Source organism: Kitasatospora sp. NPDC018058 (assembly GCF_044327205.1).
In the GTDB taxonomy this organism is placed as follows: Bacteria; Actinomycetota; Actinomycetes; order Streptomycetales; family Streptomycetaceae; genus Kitasatospora.
Window position 1 is genome coordinate 56311 of sequence record NZ_JBIRFA010000002.1, and the last position, 15516, is coordinate 71826.

Here is a 15516-nt window from a genome sequence, read left to right on the forward strand (position 1 = left end):
GGCCTGCTCCCCCGGTCGAGATCCAGCTACCGCCGCCCGGTAGGGTACGCGAGCGCGACCAGCGCCGACGGCCTTCGCCGAAGCGTCAAGTCGCCCGAAAACAGCCATATTTCACCCAAAGCTGGAGCCTTGTAACGTGCGCTCTTCCCGCCTCCTGGCCGCGTCCACGCTGGTGGCGCTCTCCCTCGGCGTCACGGTAAGCGCCGCCACCGCGAGCGCCGTCGGGGTCCCCGCGACCCCGACCCCCACCGGCACGGCCACCGCCGCCCCGAGCTCCACCACCGCGCCCAGCCCCACCGCGACCGCGCCGGGCACCCCCGCACCGACGGCCACCGCCACGGCCACCGCCAAGCCGACGAGCCTGCCGAGCCTCCCCGCCCCCAAGCCGATGCCCGGCGACATCTGCCACGGCGGCGTCTACCAGAGCTCCCTGCTCAAGGCCACCGGCACCGGCCTGTACGGCACCACCCTGGTCAAGGGCGGTCCGGCCGCCGAGGTCACCGTGACCTGGGAGAACAAGAGCGGCGTCGACCTGCCGGTCGTCCACAACGACTACTACGTCACCGACGAGTTCGACGGGCCCCGCCCGGTCGACTGGAGCACCGAGTTCTTCGACGTCCAGCTGAACACCGGCGACGGCTGGAAGCCCGCGCAGTTCAACGACCGCAGCCTCCGGGTGCCGGACTTCAAGCTGGCCAAGGGCGAGAAGCTCACCTACAAGGTCCGGATCGCCGCCACCGCGAAGGCCCCGGTCGGCCGCTACGGCGCGAACTACGAAGCCGGCTCGGACGCCTTCGAGAACAGCAAGGTCCCCACGCCGGCCAACAACAAGCCGCAGGCCTGCACCCAGTTCCTCGACGACTACCTGGGCGAGTTCCACGTCGCCGACGCCGGTGGCGCCACCACCCCGGCCTCGGCCGCGGCCTCCGTCTCCGCGTCCGCCTCGGCGTCGGCCGGTCCGGAGCTGGCCCACACCGGTGCCGACTCCAACACCCTGCCGATCGCCCTCGGCGGCGCGGCGGTGCTGGCGGCCGGTGCCGGCACCGTGTTCGTGCTGCGCCGTCGCAAGGCCGGCGCGCACAGCTGATCGCTCGTCGGATGAACCCGAGGGGCGCGGACAACCGTTCGCGCCCCTCGGCGGTCTTCCCCCGGAGAGCGCACCCCGACCCGACCGCTGGAGCCCACCGATGCGACCCGCCCGCCTTCCCGCCGCCTGCACCGTCCTCGTGCTCACCGCCGGCCCGGTCGCCCTCGGTACGGTCCCCGCCCTCGCCGCCGACTCCTCGCCCACCGCGACGCCGTCGGCGATATCCTCGGCGACACCGACGGTGACGCCGTCCGCCCCGGCCCCGAGTGCCACGACCGGCCCCACGGCCACTCCGTCCGCCGGCTCCCTCCCCACCGCGACGCCCTCGGCCACCCCGACCGCGACCGGCACCCCCGCCGACTGCCCGGAGGGCCCGGCGGCGGTCCAGATGCCGGTCACCGGCAGCAGCACCCCGGGGCAGCTCACGGTCACCTTCGACAACATCAGCACCACGACGGTCAAGGAACTGACCACCACCGTCGCCCTCGCCGACGGCAGCACCGGCGACCTCGACGCGGAACTGCGCGCCCCCGGCGGCGCCTGGAAGCCCCTCACCGTCTCCGGGGCCCCCGTCAACACCGGCAGCTACCAGCTCGCCCCGGGCCAGAAGCTCACCCTGCAGCTGCGGGCCACCACCATCGGCGACCACCGCCTCACCTTCACCGCCAAGTCCGAGGTGCTCCCGAGCGGCTCCGCCCCGGCGAAGAAGTACACCTGCCCCCAGCTCACCGCCGGCTACACCAACCGCACCCCCACCCCGACCGCACCCACCCACCTCGCCGACACCGGCGCCGGCACCGCTTCCCGCCCCCTCGCCATCGCCGGCACCACCACCCTCCTCCTCGGCGCCACCCTCCTCTTCCTGACCCGCCGCCGCCCCTCCCAGGACTGACCGCCCAGGACTGACCACCCGGGAGCGAGCGCCCACCGGCACTGCGGTGGGGAGGCCGCGCACAGCAGCGGGCCGACTGCTCCGCGCGCCCAGGCGAGCCGCCGAAGCCCGCACGCGGATCCGCTGCCGAGGCACCGGTTCACCCCGGCCGCCACACCGCCGGCGACCACGGCACCCGACGATGTCCGCACGGGGACCAGCCCGGTGCGGGCCACCGTCAGCACGCGGCCCGCAGCAGGGCGTCGTCCTGCCACTTGAGGATCTTGTCGAAGCTCACGATGGCGCCCCGGAGGGGGTGGTTGCGGAGTTGGACGTGGTCGGTGAGGGCGTGGATGAGGAAGAGGCCGCGGCCGGATTCGGCGGTGAGGTCGGGGAAGGTGTCGAGGTCGACCGGGCGCAGGGTGGGGGCCGGGGGGCGGCAGGGGAGGACGTGGGTGTCGTAGGGGTGGCCGTCGCGGCGGGGGCGGTGGGCGGTGAGGATGCGGGCCGGGACGGTGGCGCGGGCGCGGCGGGAACGGCGGGGCCCTCGGGCGGTCGCGGTGGGGCGGGACGCTGTGGGGCGGGACGCGGCGGGGCGGGACGCGGTGGGGGCGGCCGGGCGGCGGGGGAGCGGGGTGGTGGGGGCCGGCAAACCGGGGCCGGAGTCGGTGACCTCGATCCGCAGGCGGTCGCCGCTGATCGAGGCGGTGACCTGGAAGCCGTCGTCGGGGCGGCCGGTGGCGCCGTGCTCGACGGCGTTGGCGCAGGCCTCGGTGAGGGCGACGCCGAGGTCGTCGGCGATCTGCGGGTCGACGCCCGCCGTCGCCATGGCACCGAGCAGGATGCGCCGGGCCAGCGGAACGCTGGCCGGGTCGCGCTTGAGGTGCAGAGTCCACCAGATGTCCACGGGAGGTCCCTCCTGGCTGCGGCTCCACATACAACTAGGTATCTCCGGGCGAATCGGCGGCGAACCGTGCTCGGGGGCGGCTACCGCCCGTTCGGCGGATGGACTGGGGACGGGGTCTGTGCCGAAGGGCGCACGGGCGGTGGTCCACGCCGCCGCCGAACGGGGCATTCGTAGGGATTTCCCACCCTGCCCGTATCGGCGGTGTACGCGATGAGATGATGGCCCGGCCATGACTGCCCTCCCCGCCGCCCCGTTCCCGGGCGCCTCCGTACCGGTCCGGCCGGTGGGGGCCGCCGCCTGGGACCTGCGGCTTGCCCGGGCGGTTCCGTTCGCGCTGGTGTGCACGCTGATAGCGGCCGCCGGGCACGCCCTGGCGGGTGGCGGCGATGTGCCGCCGGTCGCGCTGGCGACGGGTTTCGCCGCGGTACTGGTGCTCGCGGTGGCGTGCGGCGGACGGGAGCGTTCGCTGGCGCCCATCGCCGGGGCGCTCGGCGCCGGGCAGCTCGGACTGCACTGCCTCTTCCACGGCTTCGGCGGCGGCATGCACCACGGTGCGATGACCATGCCGCAGGCGGCCGGTCGGCTGATCTGCAACGAGGCCCGCCCGGGCACGCTGGTCGGCCTGCCCGCCGGTACGTCGCCCGAGCAACTGGTCTCCTCGGCGGGCCTGGACCCGCACGCGTACGCCGTCGCGCCCTGGTGGCAGGGCGGCGTGTTCGGGATGACGCCGTCGATGCTGGCCGGGCACCTGGCCGCCGCGTTGGTGGCGGGCTGGTGGCTGCGGCGCGGCGAGGCGGCGCTGTGGCGGCTGGTGCGGGTGACCGCGTCGGCGGCCCGGGAGCACTGGGCGGCGCCGCTGCGGTCGGCGTTCGTGCTGGTGGCCGCGCTGCTGCGCGGTCTGTTCGGTGTGGCCGGTCCGGCCCGCCGGTTCGGGGCCAGGGGCGGCGAGGGTCCGCTCCCGGCGGGTGCGGTGCTGCGGCACAGCGTGGTGCGGCGTGGTCCGCCGTGCGGGGCCTTCGCGTACTGACCCGGCGTTGCCCGTACCCCTGAGCGGTACCGGGTTCCGGGCGTGCGCGGTGTCCAGGCCGTTCCCGTCCGCCCACAGCGACGACGGCCCCAGGCTCTGCCCCCACGTCCCCACGCGCGGCCCCGCCGAGGCACGGTTCCCCCGTCGCCCGGCAGTGCGGACCGCCGAGCTCCGATCGGAGACCCCGCATCATGCGTTCCCTTCCCACCCGCCGCCTTGCCGCCGTCGCCCTGACCGCCGCCGCCTCCGTGGTGGCGCTGGCCGGCCCCGCCTTCGCGCACGTCACCGTGAACCCGGGCTCGGCCGCCCAGGGCGGCTACACGGCCGTCGACTTCCGGGTGCCGAACGAGAGCGACACGGCGAGCACGGTGAAGCTGGAGGTCAACCTCCCGCTGGACCACCCGCTGGCCTCCGTCCGGACCCTGCCGATGCCGGGCTGGACCGCGGCCGTCGAGAAGTCGAAGCTCGACAAGCCGATCAAGGTGCACGGCAACGACGTCAACGAGGCCGTCTCCAAGATCACCTGGACCGCCGACGCGGGCACCAAGATCGCCCCCGGCCAGTTCCAGGAGTTCCGGGTCTCGCTCGGCCCGCTGCCGACCGACACCGACAACATGGCCTTCAAGGCCCTGCAGACCTACGACAACGGCGACGTCGTCCGCTGGATCGACGAGTCCAAGGACGGCCAGCCCGAGCCGGCCCACCCGGCCCCTGTCCTGAAGCTCACCAAGGCCGCCGGCGGTGACGACCACGGCGACAGCCACGGCGTCACCGCCTCCCCTGCCGCCGGCACCCACGGGGACAGCTCCGACCACGCCGCCGCCTCGGGCGACGGCAAGTCCAGCGACAGCACCGCCCGCACCCTCGGCGTGGTCGGCATCGTGGTCGGCGTGATCGGCACCGCCGTCGGCGTGCTCGGCCTGCGTCGCAAGAGCGGCGGCTCCGCCTCCTGACCCCCGCGCCGGCAGGGCCGTGCCCACCCCGGGCACGGCCCCGCCGGCGGTCCACCGCGCACGATCGGAACCCCATGTCCCGCACCACCCGTACGAACCGCGCCACCCGTACGAACCGCGCCGGCCGCACCACCCGGCTGGCCGGCGCGGCCGCCCTCGCGCTGGCCGCCGCCCTCACCCTCTCCGCCTGCGGCTCCTCCGGCGGCGGCTCGACCGCCGCCAAGGTCACCCAGCAGAAGGAGAACAGCCCGTACCAGGGCACCAAGCTCGCCAAGAACTTCGAGAAGCCCGACCTCCAGCTGACCGACACCTCCGGCCAGCCGTACGACCTTCGGCAGCAGACCAACGGCAAGGCCACCCTGCTGTTCTTCGGCTACACCAGCTGCCCGGACGTCTGCCCGACCACCATGGGCGACATCGGCGTCGCGATGAAGGCGCTCTCCGCGGAGGACCGGAAGAAGGTCAACGTCGTCTTCGTCTCCACCGACCCGAAGCACGACACCCCCCAGGTGCTGCGCACCTGGCTGGACTCGATGGGCAGCGACTTCATAGGCCTCACCGGCGACCTGGAGAAGGTGAAGACCGCCGCCAAGTCACTCGGCATCATGATCGAGGACCCGGTGGTCAACCCGGACGGCACGGTCACCTCCACCCACGGCGCCCAGGTGCTGGCCTTCCTCCCTTCGGACGACAAGGCGCACGTGCTCTACATGAGCGGCACCGAGGAGAAGACCTACGAGCACGACCTGCCGCTGCTCGCCAAGGGAGTCGCGGCGTGAGCGAGCGGAGCATGGGGGCACCCCCGGCCGGAGGCTGGAGGAGAGGTGGGGGCGCATGAGTGAGCGGAGCGAGCTCACCGTCCAGAGGAGCGCGGCGAACCGACGTTTCCGCCGGTCGGCCCTGCTGGGCACCGTGGTCGCCACCGCCCTCGGCGGCGGCGCCATCCTGGCCGCCTGCGGGACGGGCGGCCAGGACGGCGCCGGCGACCCGGGGCCGGCGAAGCTGAGCGTCGCCGACCCCTACATCCCGCTGCCCCCGGCCGGCGGGATGGGCGCCGGCTACCTGACCGTGCGCAACGACGGCGGGCCGGACCAGCTGGTCAAGGTGACCAGCCCGGCCGCCGGGTCGGTCACCATCCACCGCTCGACCGCCTCGACCATGGAGCAGGTGGACAGCCTGGCCGTGCCCGCGCACGGCGCGCTGCAGCTCGCCCGCGGCGGCACCCACCTGATGATCATGGGGTGGCAGAAGGCCCCCGCGCTCGGCGACGAGCTCGAGCTCGACCTCACCTTCGCCAAGTCCGGCACCATCTCGGTCAAGGTGCCAATCAAGGAGCTCACCTACCGGCCCGGCCAGAGTTAAGGGACCCGCCAGCATGCAGAAGGCCTCGCACCGCCGGATCGCCCCCCTACGCATCGCCGGAGCGCTCGGGATGCTCGGCGCGCTGCTCGCGCTGATGCTCGCCGGCGCCGGACCGGCCTCCGCGCACGCCACCCTGGAGTCCACCGACCCGCGGCAGAACTCGGTGGTCGCCACCGCCCCGCAGGCGGTCACGCTGACCTTCAGCGAGACGGTGTCGCTGTCCGGTGACTCGGTGCGGGTGCTGGACCCGGCCGGCAAAGCCGTGGACACCGGCAACCCGGCGCACGCCGACGGCCAGGGCCACACCGCCAGGGTCGCCCTGAACAGCGGGCTCGCCGACGGCACGTACACGGTGGCCTGGCGGGCCGTCTCGGAGGACTCGCACCCGGTCGGCGGGGCGTTCACCTTCTCCATCGGCGCGCCCTCGGACACCTCGGTGTCCGCCACCACGCTGCAGGGCGCCAAGGCGGACGGCCTGGTCGCCGTGCTGTACGGCACCGGGCGCACCGTGGCGTACGCGGCCTTCGCGCTGCTCGCCGGGGTGGCCGCGTTCGTGCTGGTCTGCTGGCCGGCCGGCGCGACCCGGCGATCGGTGCAGCGGCTGCTGATGACCGGCTGGACGGCGCTGCTGGCCTCGACCGTCGCGGTACTGATGCTGCGCGGCCCGTACGAGCGCGGCTCGGGCATCGGCAAGGCGCTCGACCTGTCGCTGGTGCGCGCCACCCTGGACGAGCGGATCGGCACCGCGCTGGCCGCCCGGCTGCTGCTGCTCGCCGCGGGCGGGATCTTCCTGTCGCTGCTGGTCGGGCAGTTGGGACAGCCGCAGAAGCCGGCCCCCGCGAAGGCCGACGAACACGACGAACAGGACGACGACGCCGAGGCCGCCGAGCTGCGCGAGCTGGAGCAGCGGGCCGCCGAGCGTCCGCAGCGCGAGGCCCGGCTGGGCCTGGGGGTGGCCGGGCTGGTGCTGGCGGTCGCCCTGTCGGCGACCTGGGTCGGCGCCGACCACGCCTCGGTGGGCATCCAGGTCTGGCTGGCGCTGCCGTTCGGCATCCTGCACCTGATCGCGATGGCGCTCTGGCTGGGCGGGCTGGCCACGCTGCTGGTCACGCTGCGCGAGGGCGTCGGCGCCGAGGTGGTGGACCGCTTCTCGAAGGTCGCGTTCGGCTCGGTGGCGGTGCTGGCCGTCACCGGGATCTACCAGTCCTGGCGGGGCCTGGGCAGCTGGGGCGCGCTGACCGACACCGAGTACGGGAAGCTGCTGCTGGTGAAGACCGGTTGCGTGGTCGTCATGATCGGCGTCGCCTGGATCTCCCGCAGCTGGCTGGCCCGGTTGCGCTCGGCCCCGGCCGAGGCGGTGGAGGTCGAGCCGGCCGAGGCGTCCGAGCCGGTCGGCGTCGCGGCGCACAGCGAGGACCCGGTCCGGCAGGCGCAGCTGGCCCGGCAGCAGGCCGCCCGGGCGACTGCCGGGCGCGAGCGCGGGCTGACCCCGACCCGGGCCGGGCTGCGCCGCTCGGTACTGGTCGAGGCGGTGGTCGCGGTGGCGGTGCTGGTGGTCACCACGCTGCTCACCAACTCCCCGCCCGGGCGCGTGGCGGGCGAGATCAACGCGGCCGGGAACACCGCCCCGGTGGCCGGTGGGTCGTCGGCGGCGCCGCAGAGCGAGCCGGGCCGCACGGTGGAGCTCAAGCTGCCGTACGACACCAAGGGCCGGACGCCGAACGCCAAGGGCACCGCGACGGTCACCGTCACTCCGGCCAAGACCGGCCCGAACGAGGTGAAGCTCGCGTTGGACGGTGCGGACGGACAGCCGGTGGACGTCCCGGAGGTGCAGCTCGCCTTCACCCTGCCGGACCGCGACCTGGGCCCGTTGCCGGTGGCGCTGACCCCGGGGGGCACCGGCCGCTGGAGCGGCACCGCGCAGCTGCCGCTGGCCGGCACCTGGGTGGTCTCGGTGCAGGTCCGCTCCTCGGACATCGACCAGGTCACCCCGACCCAGCAGTTCAAGATCGGGTGAGCGCGGTGGGCGACGCTTCGACGGATCTGACGGATCTGACGGGCCGGGAGGACCGGACGGACCTGACGGGCCAGGCAGGCCGGGAGGACCGGAAGGGCCCGGCCGGCTTCACCCGGCGGGCGCTGCTCGGCACGGCCGGCGCCGGGCTGCTGGTCGGCGCCGGGGCCGGGGTGGCCGGGGCGGTCGCCTACGACCGCCCGTCCGGCGAGAAGGCGGACAAGGGCGGCGTGCTCGGCGCCGGCCGGGTGCCGTTCCGCGGCGAGCACCAGGCCGGCATCCTCGAACCGCAGCAGGCCCGGGTCCAACTGGCCGCCTTCGACCTGGCCGCCGGGGCCGGCCGGGACGGACTGCGCACCCTGCTGCAGCGCTGGACCAGGGCGGTGGACCGGCTGACCGCCGGGGAGCCGGCCGAGGAGTTCGACAACCAGGTCGCGCTGGACGCCGGGCCCTGCTCGCTCGCCGTCACGGTCGGCTTCGGCTCCGCGCTGTTCGACAAGGCCGGGCTGGCCGACCGCCGCCCGGCCGCGCTCGAACCGCTGCCCGCCTTCACCGGTGACGCGCTGGACGCGGCGCGCGGCGAGGGCGACCTGTTCGTGCAGATCGGCGCCGACGACGCCCTGGTGGCGGTGCACGCGCTGCGGGTGCTGCAGAAGCTGGCGGCCGGGACGGCAGCGCTGCGCTGGCAGTCGGCCGGCTTCGCCCGGACCCCCGGCGCGACCGCGCGGCCGGCGACCGGGCGCAACCTGATGGGCCAGATCGACGGCACCAACAACCCCAAGCCGGGCGAGGACGGCTTCGCCGCCACGGTGTTCTGCGCGGCCGGCGGGGACCACCCGGCCTGGCTGGCCGGGGGCTCGTTCCTGGTGTTCCGGCGGATCCGGATGCTGCTGGACCATTGGGAGGAGCTGCCGGTGGACCGCCAGGAGCGGGTGATCGGGCGGCGCAAGGCGGACGGTTCGCCGCTGAGCGCACCGGCCGGATCCGGCGAGGGCACCGCGGTGGACCTGTCCGCGCAGGGCCCGGACGGCGGTCCGGCGGTCCCCTCCGACGCCCACGTGCGGGTCGCCGCCCCGGCGAGCAACGGCGGGGCGGCGATGCTGCGACGCGGTTTCTCGTACCACGACGGCCTGCTGCCGGACGGCTCGCCGGACGCCGGGCTGCTGTTCCTCGCCTTCCAGGCGGACCCGCGCAAGGGCTTCACCCCGGTGCAGCGCAAGCTCTCCCGGGGCGACGGGCTCTCCCGCTTCCTGCGGCACGAGGCGAGCGGCCTGTACGCGGTGCCGCCGGGCGTGCCGGCGGCAGGCTACCTCGGACAGCAGCTGTTGGAGGGGTAGTTCCGCAAGCGCGATCCCGGCCACTGAAACGCCTTCATGCCGGGGCGGCGGAATCGTTATGGTGACTGCTTCGGCACCACCCCGCTCAGGCAGCATCCCGCTCAGGCACTATCCCACTGCAACGGAGGCGTCATGTCGGCCACCCGCTACACCTACCTCGGCCCGGCCGGCACCTTCACCGAGGCGGCGCTGCACACGCTGCCCGAGGCGGCGACCCGGGAGCTGGTGCCGCTGTCCTCGGTGGCGCTGGCGCTGGACGCGGTGCGCGGCGGGGAGGCGTCCGGGGCGTTCGTGCCGATCGAGAACTCGGTGGAGGGCGCGGTCACCGCGACCAACGACGAACTGGCCGCCGGCGCACCGCTGATGATCTACCGTGAGGTGCTGCTGCCGATCTCCTTCGCGCTGCTGGTGCGGCCGGGCACCGAGCTGTCCGGGATCAAGACGGTGACCAGCCACCCGGTGGCCCAGCCGCAGGTGCGCCGCTGGCTGGCGGCCAACCTGCCGGACGCCACGTGGGAGTCGGCCGCCTCCAACGCGGACGGCGCCCGGCTGGTCTCCGAGGGCCGGTACGACGGGGCGTTCGCGGGCGAGTTCGCGGCGCCGATCTACGGGCTGGACCCGCTGGTCAAGGACATCGCGGACGCGCAGAGCGCGACCACCCGGTTCGTGTTGGTCGGCCGCCCCGGGCGGGTCTCCTCGCCGACCGGCGCGGACAAGACCTCGATGGTGGTCTGGCTGCCGGACGACCACCCGGGTGCGCTGCTGGAGCTGCTGCAGGAGTTCGCGGTGCGCGGGGTGAACCTGATGCGGATCGAGTCCCGGCCGACCGGCGAGGGGCTGGGCAACTACTGCTTCCTGATCGACTGCGAGGGGCACCTGTCCGAGCGCCGGGTGGCGGAGGCGATGATGGGGCTCAAGCGGATCTGCCCGCAGGTGCGGTTCCTCGGCTCCTATCCGCGCGCCGACCGCCAGGGCTCCAAGCACCGGCGGCCGGGGACCTCGGACGAGGACTTCACCGCGGCGGCGGACTGGCTCTCCCGAGCGCTCGACGGGCGCGGGGACATCTGAGCCCCGTCATCCGAACGACATCTCCTGTCTTTCCGACCTTTCTCCGACTGTTATCGACCGGGCCGATCAGCCGGGACGGGCGACCGTTCCGTCGTCCACAGGGGTGCCCGGGGCCGGAGGCCGCTGTCCACAGGCCCGCCCGCTGTCCACAGCCGGAAGTTATCCACAGGCCTGGGGACGAGTCGACAAAACGGTATAGCCATTGCGCAGACCTGGTCGGATCATCGGTTTGCGTCGCAGAGATGACTAATCGGACCAGAGTCACCCGCTTGCCTGCAAATCACCCGTCCGAGTGCTTCAATTCCCTCACTCGAGAGAGTCGGATGAGGTTTGAAACCTCAATTCCCCGTCTCCGGCGAGCGGACGCCAATCCTCCCCATCGATCCACAGCCCCAGCCCCAGGCCTGTGGATAACCGGCCCCCGAAGAGTTCCCCACAGAAGTTATCCACAGGATCCGGTGAGTTATCCCCAGGGGAAAACCGGTACCGGTGGAGGAACGACCGCCCGGTACGCTTGGCCCTGTGATTGACCTTCGCCTGCTCCGTGAGGACCCTGACCGAGTGCGCGCCTCGCAGCGCGTCCGTGGCGAGGACGTCGACCTGGTCGACGCCCTCCTCTCCGCCGACGAGCTGCGCCGGTCCTCGGGCAGCCGCTTCGACGAACTGCGCAACGAGCAGCGGGTGCTCGGCAAGCAGGTCGCCCAGGCCAAGGGCGAGGAGAAGACCGCCCTGCTGCAGCGCACCAAGGACCTGGCCGCCGAGGTCAAGGCCGCGGACGCCGAGCAGAGCGCGGCCAAGGAGGAGGCGGACCGCCTGCTCCGCTCCCTGGCGAACCTCATCGACCCGGCCGCCCCGGTCGGCGGCGAGGAGGACTTCGTCACCCTGGAGGAGATCGGCACCCCGCGCGACTTCGCCGCCGAGGGCTTCGAGCCCCGCGACCACGTCGAGCTCGGCCAGCTGCTGGGCGCGATCGACACCGAGCGCGGCGCCAAGGTCGCCGGTGCCCGCTCCTACTACCTGACCGGCGTCGGCGCGCTGCTGGAGCTCGCCCTGGTCAACATGGCGATCGCCCAGGCCACCGCGGCCGGCTTCATCCCGATGATCACCCCGGCCCTGGTCCGCCCGGCTGCCATGGACGGCACCGGTTTCCTCGGCCAGGCCGCCGAGAACGTCTACCACCTCGGCGACGAGGACAAGTACCTGGTCGGCACCAGCGAGGTCCCGCTGGCGGCGTACCACATGGACGAGATCATCGACGCCGAGAAGCTGCCGCTGCGCTACGCCGGCTACTCGTCCTGCTTCCGCCGCGAGGCCGGCACCTACGGCAAGGACACCCGCGGCATCATCCGCGTCCACCAGTTCGAGAAGGTGGAGATGTTCGTCTTCACCACGCCCGAGGACGCGGAGAACGAGCACCGCCGCCTGCTCCAGTGGGAGAAGGACTTCCTCAACGCGCTGGAGCTGCCCTACCGGGTGATCGACGTCGCCTCCGGCGACCTCGGCGCCTCGGCCGCACGCAAGTTCGACATCGAGGCCTGGATCCCCACCCAGGGCAAGTACCGCGAGGTCACCTCGACCTCCAACACCACCGAGTACCAGGCCCGCCGCCTGTCGATCCGGATGCGCGAGGAGGGCAAGACCCGCCCGCTCGCCACCCTGAACGGCACCCTGGTCGCCGTCCCGCGCACCATCGTGGCGATCCTGGAGAACCACCAGCAGGCCGACGGCTCGGTCGTCGTGCCCGAGGCGCTGCGGCCGTACCTCGGCGGACGCGCCGTCATCGAGCCCGTCAAGTGACCTCGACCGCACATCCCGGCGGTGGCGACCTGCCCTATCGGCTGGTCGCCACCGACCTCGACGGCACCCTGCTGACCAGCGAGGAGACCGTCTCCGAGCGCACCCGCGCCGCACTGGCCACGGCCGTCGGCGCGGGCGCGCTGCACATCATCGTGACCGGGCGCTCGGCCGCCTGGGCCCGCCCGGTCTTCGACGAGATCGGTTACACCGGGATAGCGGTCTGCGGCCAGGGCGCCCAGGTCTACGACGCGGGCGCGCACAAGCTGCTCACCTCGCTCACCCTGGACCGCCGGCTGGCCGCGCTCGCGATCGAGAAGATCGAGGCCGAGACCGGTCCGCTGGCCGTCGCCGCCAACCAGGATGGCCTGGACGGCCAGGTGCTGGCCGGCCCCGGCTACGAACTGCTGATCGGCTCGGACCTGCCGGTCGTCCGGGTCGAGCGCGACGAGCTGCTCGCCTCCCCGGTCAGCAAGCTCTACATCCAGCACCCGGGCCTGACCGACGACGCCCTCGCCGAGGCCGCCCGGCACGCCGCCGGCGGCCTGGTCGGCGTGGTGATGGCCGGGGCCGGCGTGGTCGAGCTGCTGCCGCTGGGCCTGTCCAAGGCCACCGGCCTGGCCGTCGCCGCCCGCCGCCTGGGCGCGCGGGCCGCCGACACCATCGCCTTCGGCGACATGCCCAACGACGTCCCGATGTTCGGCTGGGCCGCGCACAGCGTGGCCATGGCCAACGCCCACGAGGAACTGCTCGCCGTCGCCGACGAGGTGACCGCGAGCAACGACGAGGACGGCGTGGCCGTCGTCCTGGAGCGGCTCTACCCGGCACGCTGAGCAGGCGGGGCCCGGGTGATCGCCGGTACGCCGGTGACCCGGTGGACCTGGCGGTCCGGCGGACGCACATTGACGAGGACTGACTGTTCGAGGCGAGTTCACGAGCAGTTGTAGGATGACCGGGCAATCGGTTGTAGGATGACCGACGACTGATGAGCGGTGTGCGAAGGGAGGCCCGGAATGAGCGGCGACGGCAACAACCTGCAGGCGGCCGGGCGGCGCTCCCTGGTGGACACCGCGATCGACCAGCTGCGCGAGCAGCTGGCCGGCGGCGCCTGGCCGGTGGGGTCGCAGATCCCCACCGAGCACGAGCTGGCCGAGCGGCTGCAGGTCGGGCGGAACACCGTACGGGAGGCGATCCGGGTGCTGGTGCACGCCGGAATGCTGGTCTCCCGGCAGGGCGAGGGGACCTTCGTACGGTCCACCAGCGACCCGGCGGCGGTGCTGCGCGGCGTCCAGCGCTCGGGCATCCGGGACGTCCTGGAGGTCCGCGCGGCGCTGGAGACCGAGGGCGCCCGACTGGCGGCCCTGCGGCACACCCCCGAGGACATCCGGCGGATGCGGGCCGCGCTGGCCCGCGAGGCCGAGGTGTTCGCGGCGCACCCCGAGCGGGCCAGCCGCGAGGCCACCGTCGAGCACGACCTGGAGTTCCACACCGCCGTCGTCGAGGCCGCGCACAACCCGGCGCTGGCCGAGGTGTACCGCTACTTCGGCGCCTCCGTGCGCGAGGCGATGACCTCCGCCTTCGGCGACCACGACATGCCCGAGGCGGTCGTGGCCACCCACGAGGCGCTGGTCGACGCGATCGAGAGCGGTGACCCGGACCGTGCCGAGGCGGCGTGTCGTGCGCTGCTCGCCGGCCCGACCGCGGCCGTCGAGCAGCTGCTCGCGGCCATCGCGGCCCGGAAGTAGGACGACGCGAGCTCCTCTTCCGTCCGTCCGCGCCCTCCCCGCATTCAGGAAAGAACAGCACACCCATGGCCGTCACCCGTGCCCAGCAGCCGGTTGTCACCACTCCTGCCCCGCTCCCCCTGCGCTCCCGGCTGGCCCACCCCGCCCTGCTGCTGACCGGCATCGTGCTGGTCGCGCTGAACATGCGCGCCTGCCTGGCCGCCGTCTCCCCGATGGTCGGAGAGATCCAGCGCGCCTTCGGCCTGTCCGCCACCGCGAGCGGGCTGATCACCACCGTCCCGGTGCTGTTCCAGGGCGTCGGCGCGCCGCTCACCCCCCGATTGACCCGCCGGTTCGGCGCCGAGCGGGTGGTGCTGGGCGCGGTGCTGGTGCTGGGCGCCGGCGTGCTGCTGCGGGTGCTGCCCTCGGTGTTCGCGCTGTACGCGGGCTGCGTGGTGATCGGCGTGGCCATCGCGGTGCTGAACGTGTCGATGCCGGGTCTGGTCAAGCGGGAGTTCCCGGACCGCGCGGCCACCATGACCGGCGTCTACTCGACCACCATGCTGGTCGGCGCGACCCTCGCCGCCGGCACCTCCGTCCCGCTGGAGCACGTGCTCGGCGGCGGCTGGCCGGCCTCGCTCGGCGCCTGGTCGCTGCTCACCCTGGTCGCGGCGGTGGCCTGGCTGCCGCAGGTGCTGCGCTCCCGGCAGGAGAAAACCGCGGTGGCCGCGGCGGTCCAGCCGGGCAAGCCGATCGAGGGCATCTGGAAGTCCCCGCTGGCCTGGCAGATCAGCCTGTTCATGGGCATCTCGTCGCTGCTGGTCTACATCCTGGTCGCCTGGATGCCGACCATCCTGGCCGACCACGGCATGGACCGCGGCCAGGCCGGTCTGGTCTTCGCCTTCTCCAACCTGGTGCAGGTGGCCGGCGCCTTCCTGGTGCCGCTGATGGCCGGCCGGATGACCAGCCAGCGCGCCCTGGCGGTGACCATGGCCGCCCTGAACGGGCTCGGCATCGCCATGCTGCTGGTCGCCCCGGTCTCCGCCGCCTGGGTGTCGGCGGCCGTCCTCGGCGTCGCCCAGGGCGGTTCGCTGGGCCTCGGCCTGGCGTTCATCGTGCTGCGCACCGGCACCGCGGCCGGCGCCGCCCAGCTGGGCGGGATGTCGCAGGCGATCGGCTATCTGGTCGCCGCGGCCGGCCCGGTCGGCGCCGGTGCGCTGCACCAGCTCACCGGCGGGTGGGAGGCCACCTTGGCGCTGATGCTGGTGCTGGTCCTGGTGGTCGGCGCGGCCGGCCTCGGCGCGGGCCGCAACCGGACGCTGTAAGGCGTGTCTGACAATTCGCGCCCGGCGGGAATTGTCAGACACGCCTT

14 protein-coding genes are annotated in these 15516 nt (G+C 73.8%); 13 read left to right on the forward strand and 1 reads right to left on the reverse strand.

The window, feature by feature from the left end; all coding sequences use genetic code 11:
• The first annotated feature begins 136 nt into the window (after window positions 1-136).
• Both ACH4E7_RS02785 and ACH4E7_RS02790 read left to right on the forward strand, forming a co-directional pair.
• Complete coding sequence (locus ACH4E7_RS02785) at window positions 137-1087, forward strand: LAETG motif-containing sortase-dependent surface protein (protein ID WP_396247202.1); 951 nt, start codon at window positions 137-139, stop codon at window positions 1085-1087.
• Between the two features lie 100 nt (window positions 1088-1187).
• Window positions 1188-1979 carry an LPXTG cell wall anchor domain-containing protein gene (locus tag ACH4E7_RS02790; RefSeq protein WP_396247203.1) on the forward strand — a complete coding sequence of 264 codons (792 nt, stop codon included), beginning with the start codon at window positions 1188-1190 and terminating at the stop codon, window positions 1977-1979.
• Between the two features lie 217 nt (window positions 1980-2196).
• Here the strand turns inward: ACH4E7_RS02790 and ACH4E7_RS02795 are convergent, their stop codons facing one another.
• Window positions 2197-2865 carry an ATP-binding protein gene (locus tag ACH4E7_RS02795; RefSeq protein ID WP_396247204.1) on the reverse strand — a complete coding sequence of 223 codons (669 nt, stop codon included), beginning with the start codon at window positions 2863-2865 and terminating at the stop codon, window positions 2197-2199.
• Window positions 2866-3094: 229 nt separating this feature from the next.
• Here ACH4E7_RS02795 and ACH4E7_RS02800 point away from each other — a divergent pair, with 229 nt between their 5' ends.
• The 11 genes from ACH4E7_RS02800 to ACH4E7_RS02850 all read left to right on the forward strand — a co-directional run bounded on the left by ACH4E7_RS02800 (window position 3095) and on the right by ACH4E7_RS02850 (window position 15469).
• Window positions 3095-3892: a hypothetical protein gene (locus ACH4E7_RS02800; RefSeq protein ID WP_396247205.1), complete on the forward strand. Its 798-nt coding sequence runs from the start codon at window positions 3095-3097 to the stop codon at window positions 3890-3892.
• A 191-nt stretch (window positions 3893-4083) separates the two neighbouring features.
• Window positions 4084-4845: a YcnI family protein gene (locus ACH4E7_RS02805; RefSeq protein WP_396247206.1), complete on the forward strand. Its 762-nt coding sequence runs from the start codon at window positions 4084-4086 to the stop codon at window positions 4843-4845.
• A gap of 74 nt (window positions 4846-4919) precedes the next feature.
• Complete coding sequence (locus ACH4E7_RS02810) at window positions 4920-5624, forward strand: SCO family protein (protein WP_396247207.1); 705 nt, start codon at window positions 4920-4922, stop codon at window positions 5622-5624.
• Window positions 5625-5679: 55 nt separating this feature from the next.
• A complete protein-coding gene (locus tag ACH4E7_RS02815; protein WP_396247208.1) occupies window positions 5680-6207 on the forward strand; it encodes a copper chaperone PCu(A)C in 528 nt (175 codons plus the stop codon).
• Between the two features lie 13 nt (window positions 6208-6220).
• Window positions 6221-8224 (forward strand): FixH family protein, encoded by a 2004-nt coding sequence (locus tag ACH4E7_RS02820; RefSeq protein WP_396247209.1) that lies wholly within the window; start codon window positions 6221-6223, stop codon window positions 8222-8224.
• A gap of 5 nt (window positions 8225-8229) precedes the next feature.
• The gene (gene efeB / locus ACH4E7_RS02825) at window positions 8230-9558 is read left to right on the forward strand and encodes an iron uptake transporter deferrochelatase/peroxidase subunit (RefSeq protein ID WP_396247210.1); all 1329 of its coding nucleotides are present in this window, start codon (window positions 8230-8232) and stop codon (window positions 9556-9558) included.
• Between the two features lie 132 nt (window positions 9559-9690).
• Window positions 9691-10626, forward strand: a complete 936-nt coding sequence (gene pheA / locus ACH4E7_RS02830; protein ID WP_396247211.1) for a prephenate dehydratase — start codon at window positions 9691-9693, stop codon at window positions 10624-10626.
• Window positions 10627-11148: 522 nt separating this feature from the next.
• On the forward strand, window positions 11149-12423 hold the full coding sequence (gene serS / locus ACH4E7_RS02835) for a serine--tRNA ligase (RefSeq protein WP_396247212.1): 1275 nt from the start codon (window positions 11149-11151) through the stop codon (window positions 12421-12423).
• Window positions 12420-13253 carry an HAD family hydrolase gene (locus ACH4E7_RS02840; RefSeq protein WP_396247213.1) on the forward strand — a complete coding sequence of 278 codons (834 nt, stop codon included), beginning with the start codon at window positions 12420-12422 and terminating at the stop codon, window positions 13251-13253. Before serS ends, ACH4E7_RS02840 begins: the two co-directional genes overlap by 4 nt.
• A gap of 180 nt (window positions 13254-13433) precedes the next feature.
• A complete protein-coding gene (locus ACH4E7_RS02845; RefSeq protein WP_396247214.1) occupies window positions 13434-14165 on the forward strand; it encodes a FadR/GntR family transcriptional regulator in 732 nt (243 codons plus the stop codon).
• Between the two features lie 65 nt (window positions 14166-14230).
• On the forward strand, window positions 14231-15469 hold the full coding sequence (locus ACH4E7_RS02850) for a CynX/NimT family MFS transporter (RefSeq protein ID WP_396247215.1): 1239 nt from the start codon (window positions 14231-14233) through the stop codon (window positions 15467-15469).
• The last annotated feature ends 47 nt before the right edge of the window (window positions 15470-15516 follow it).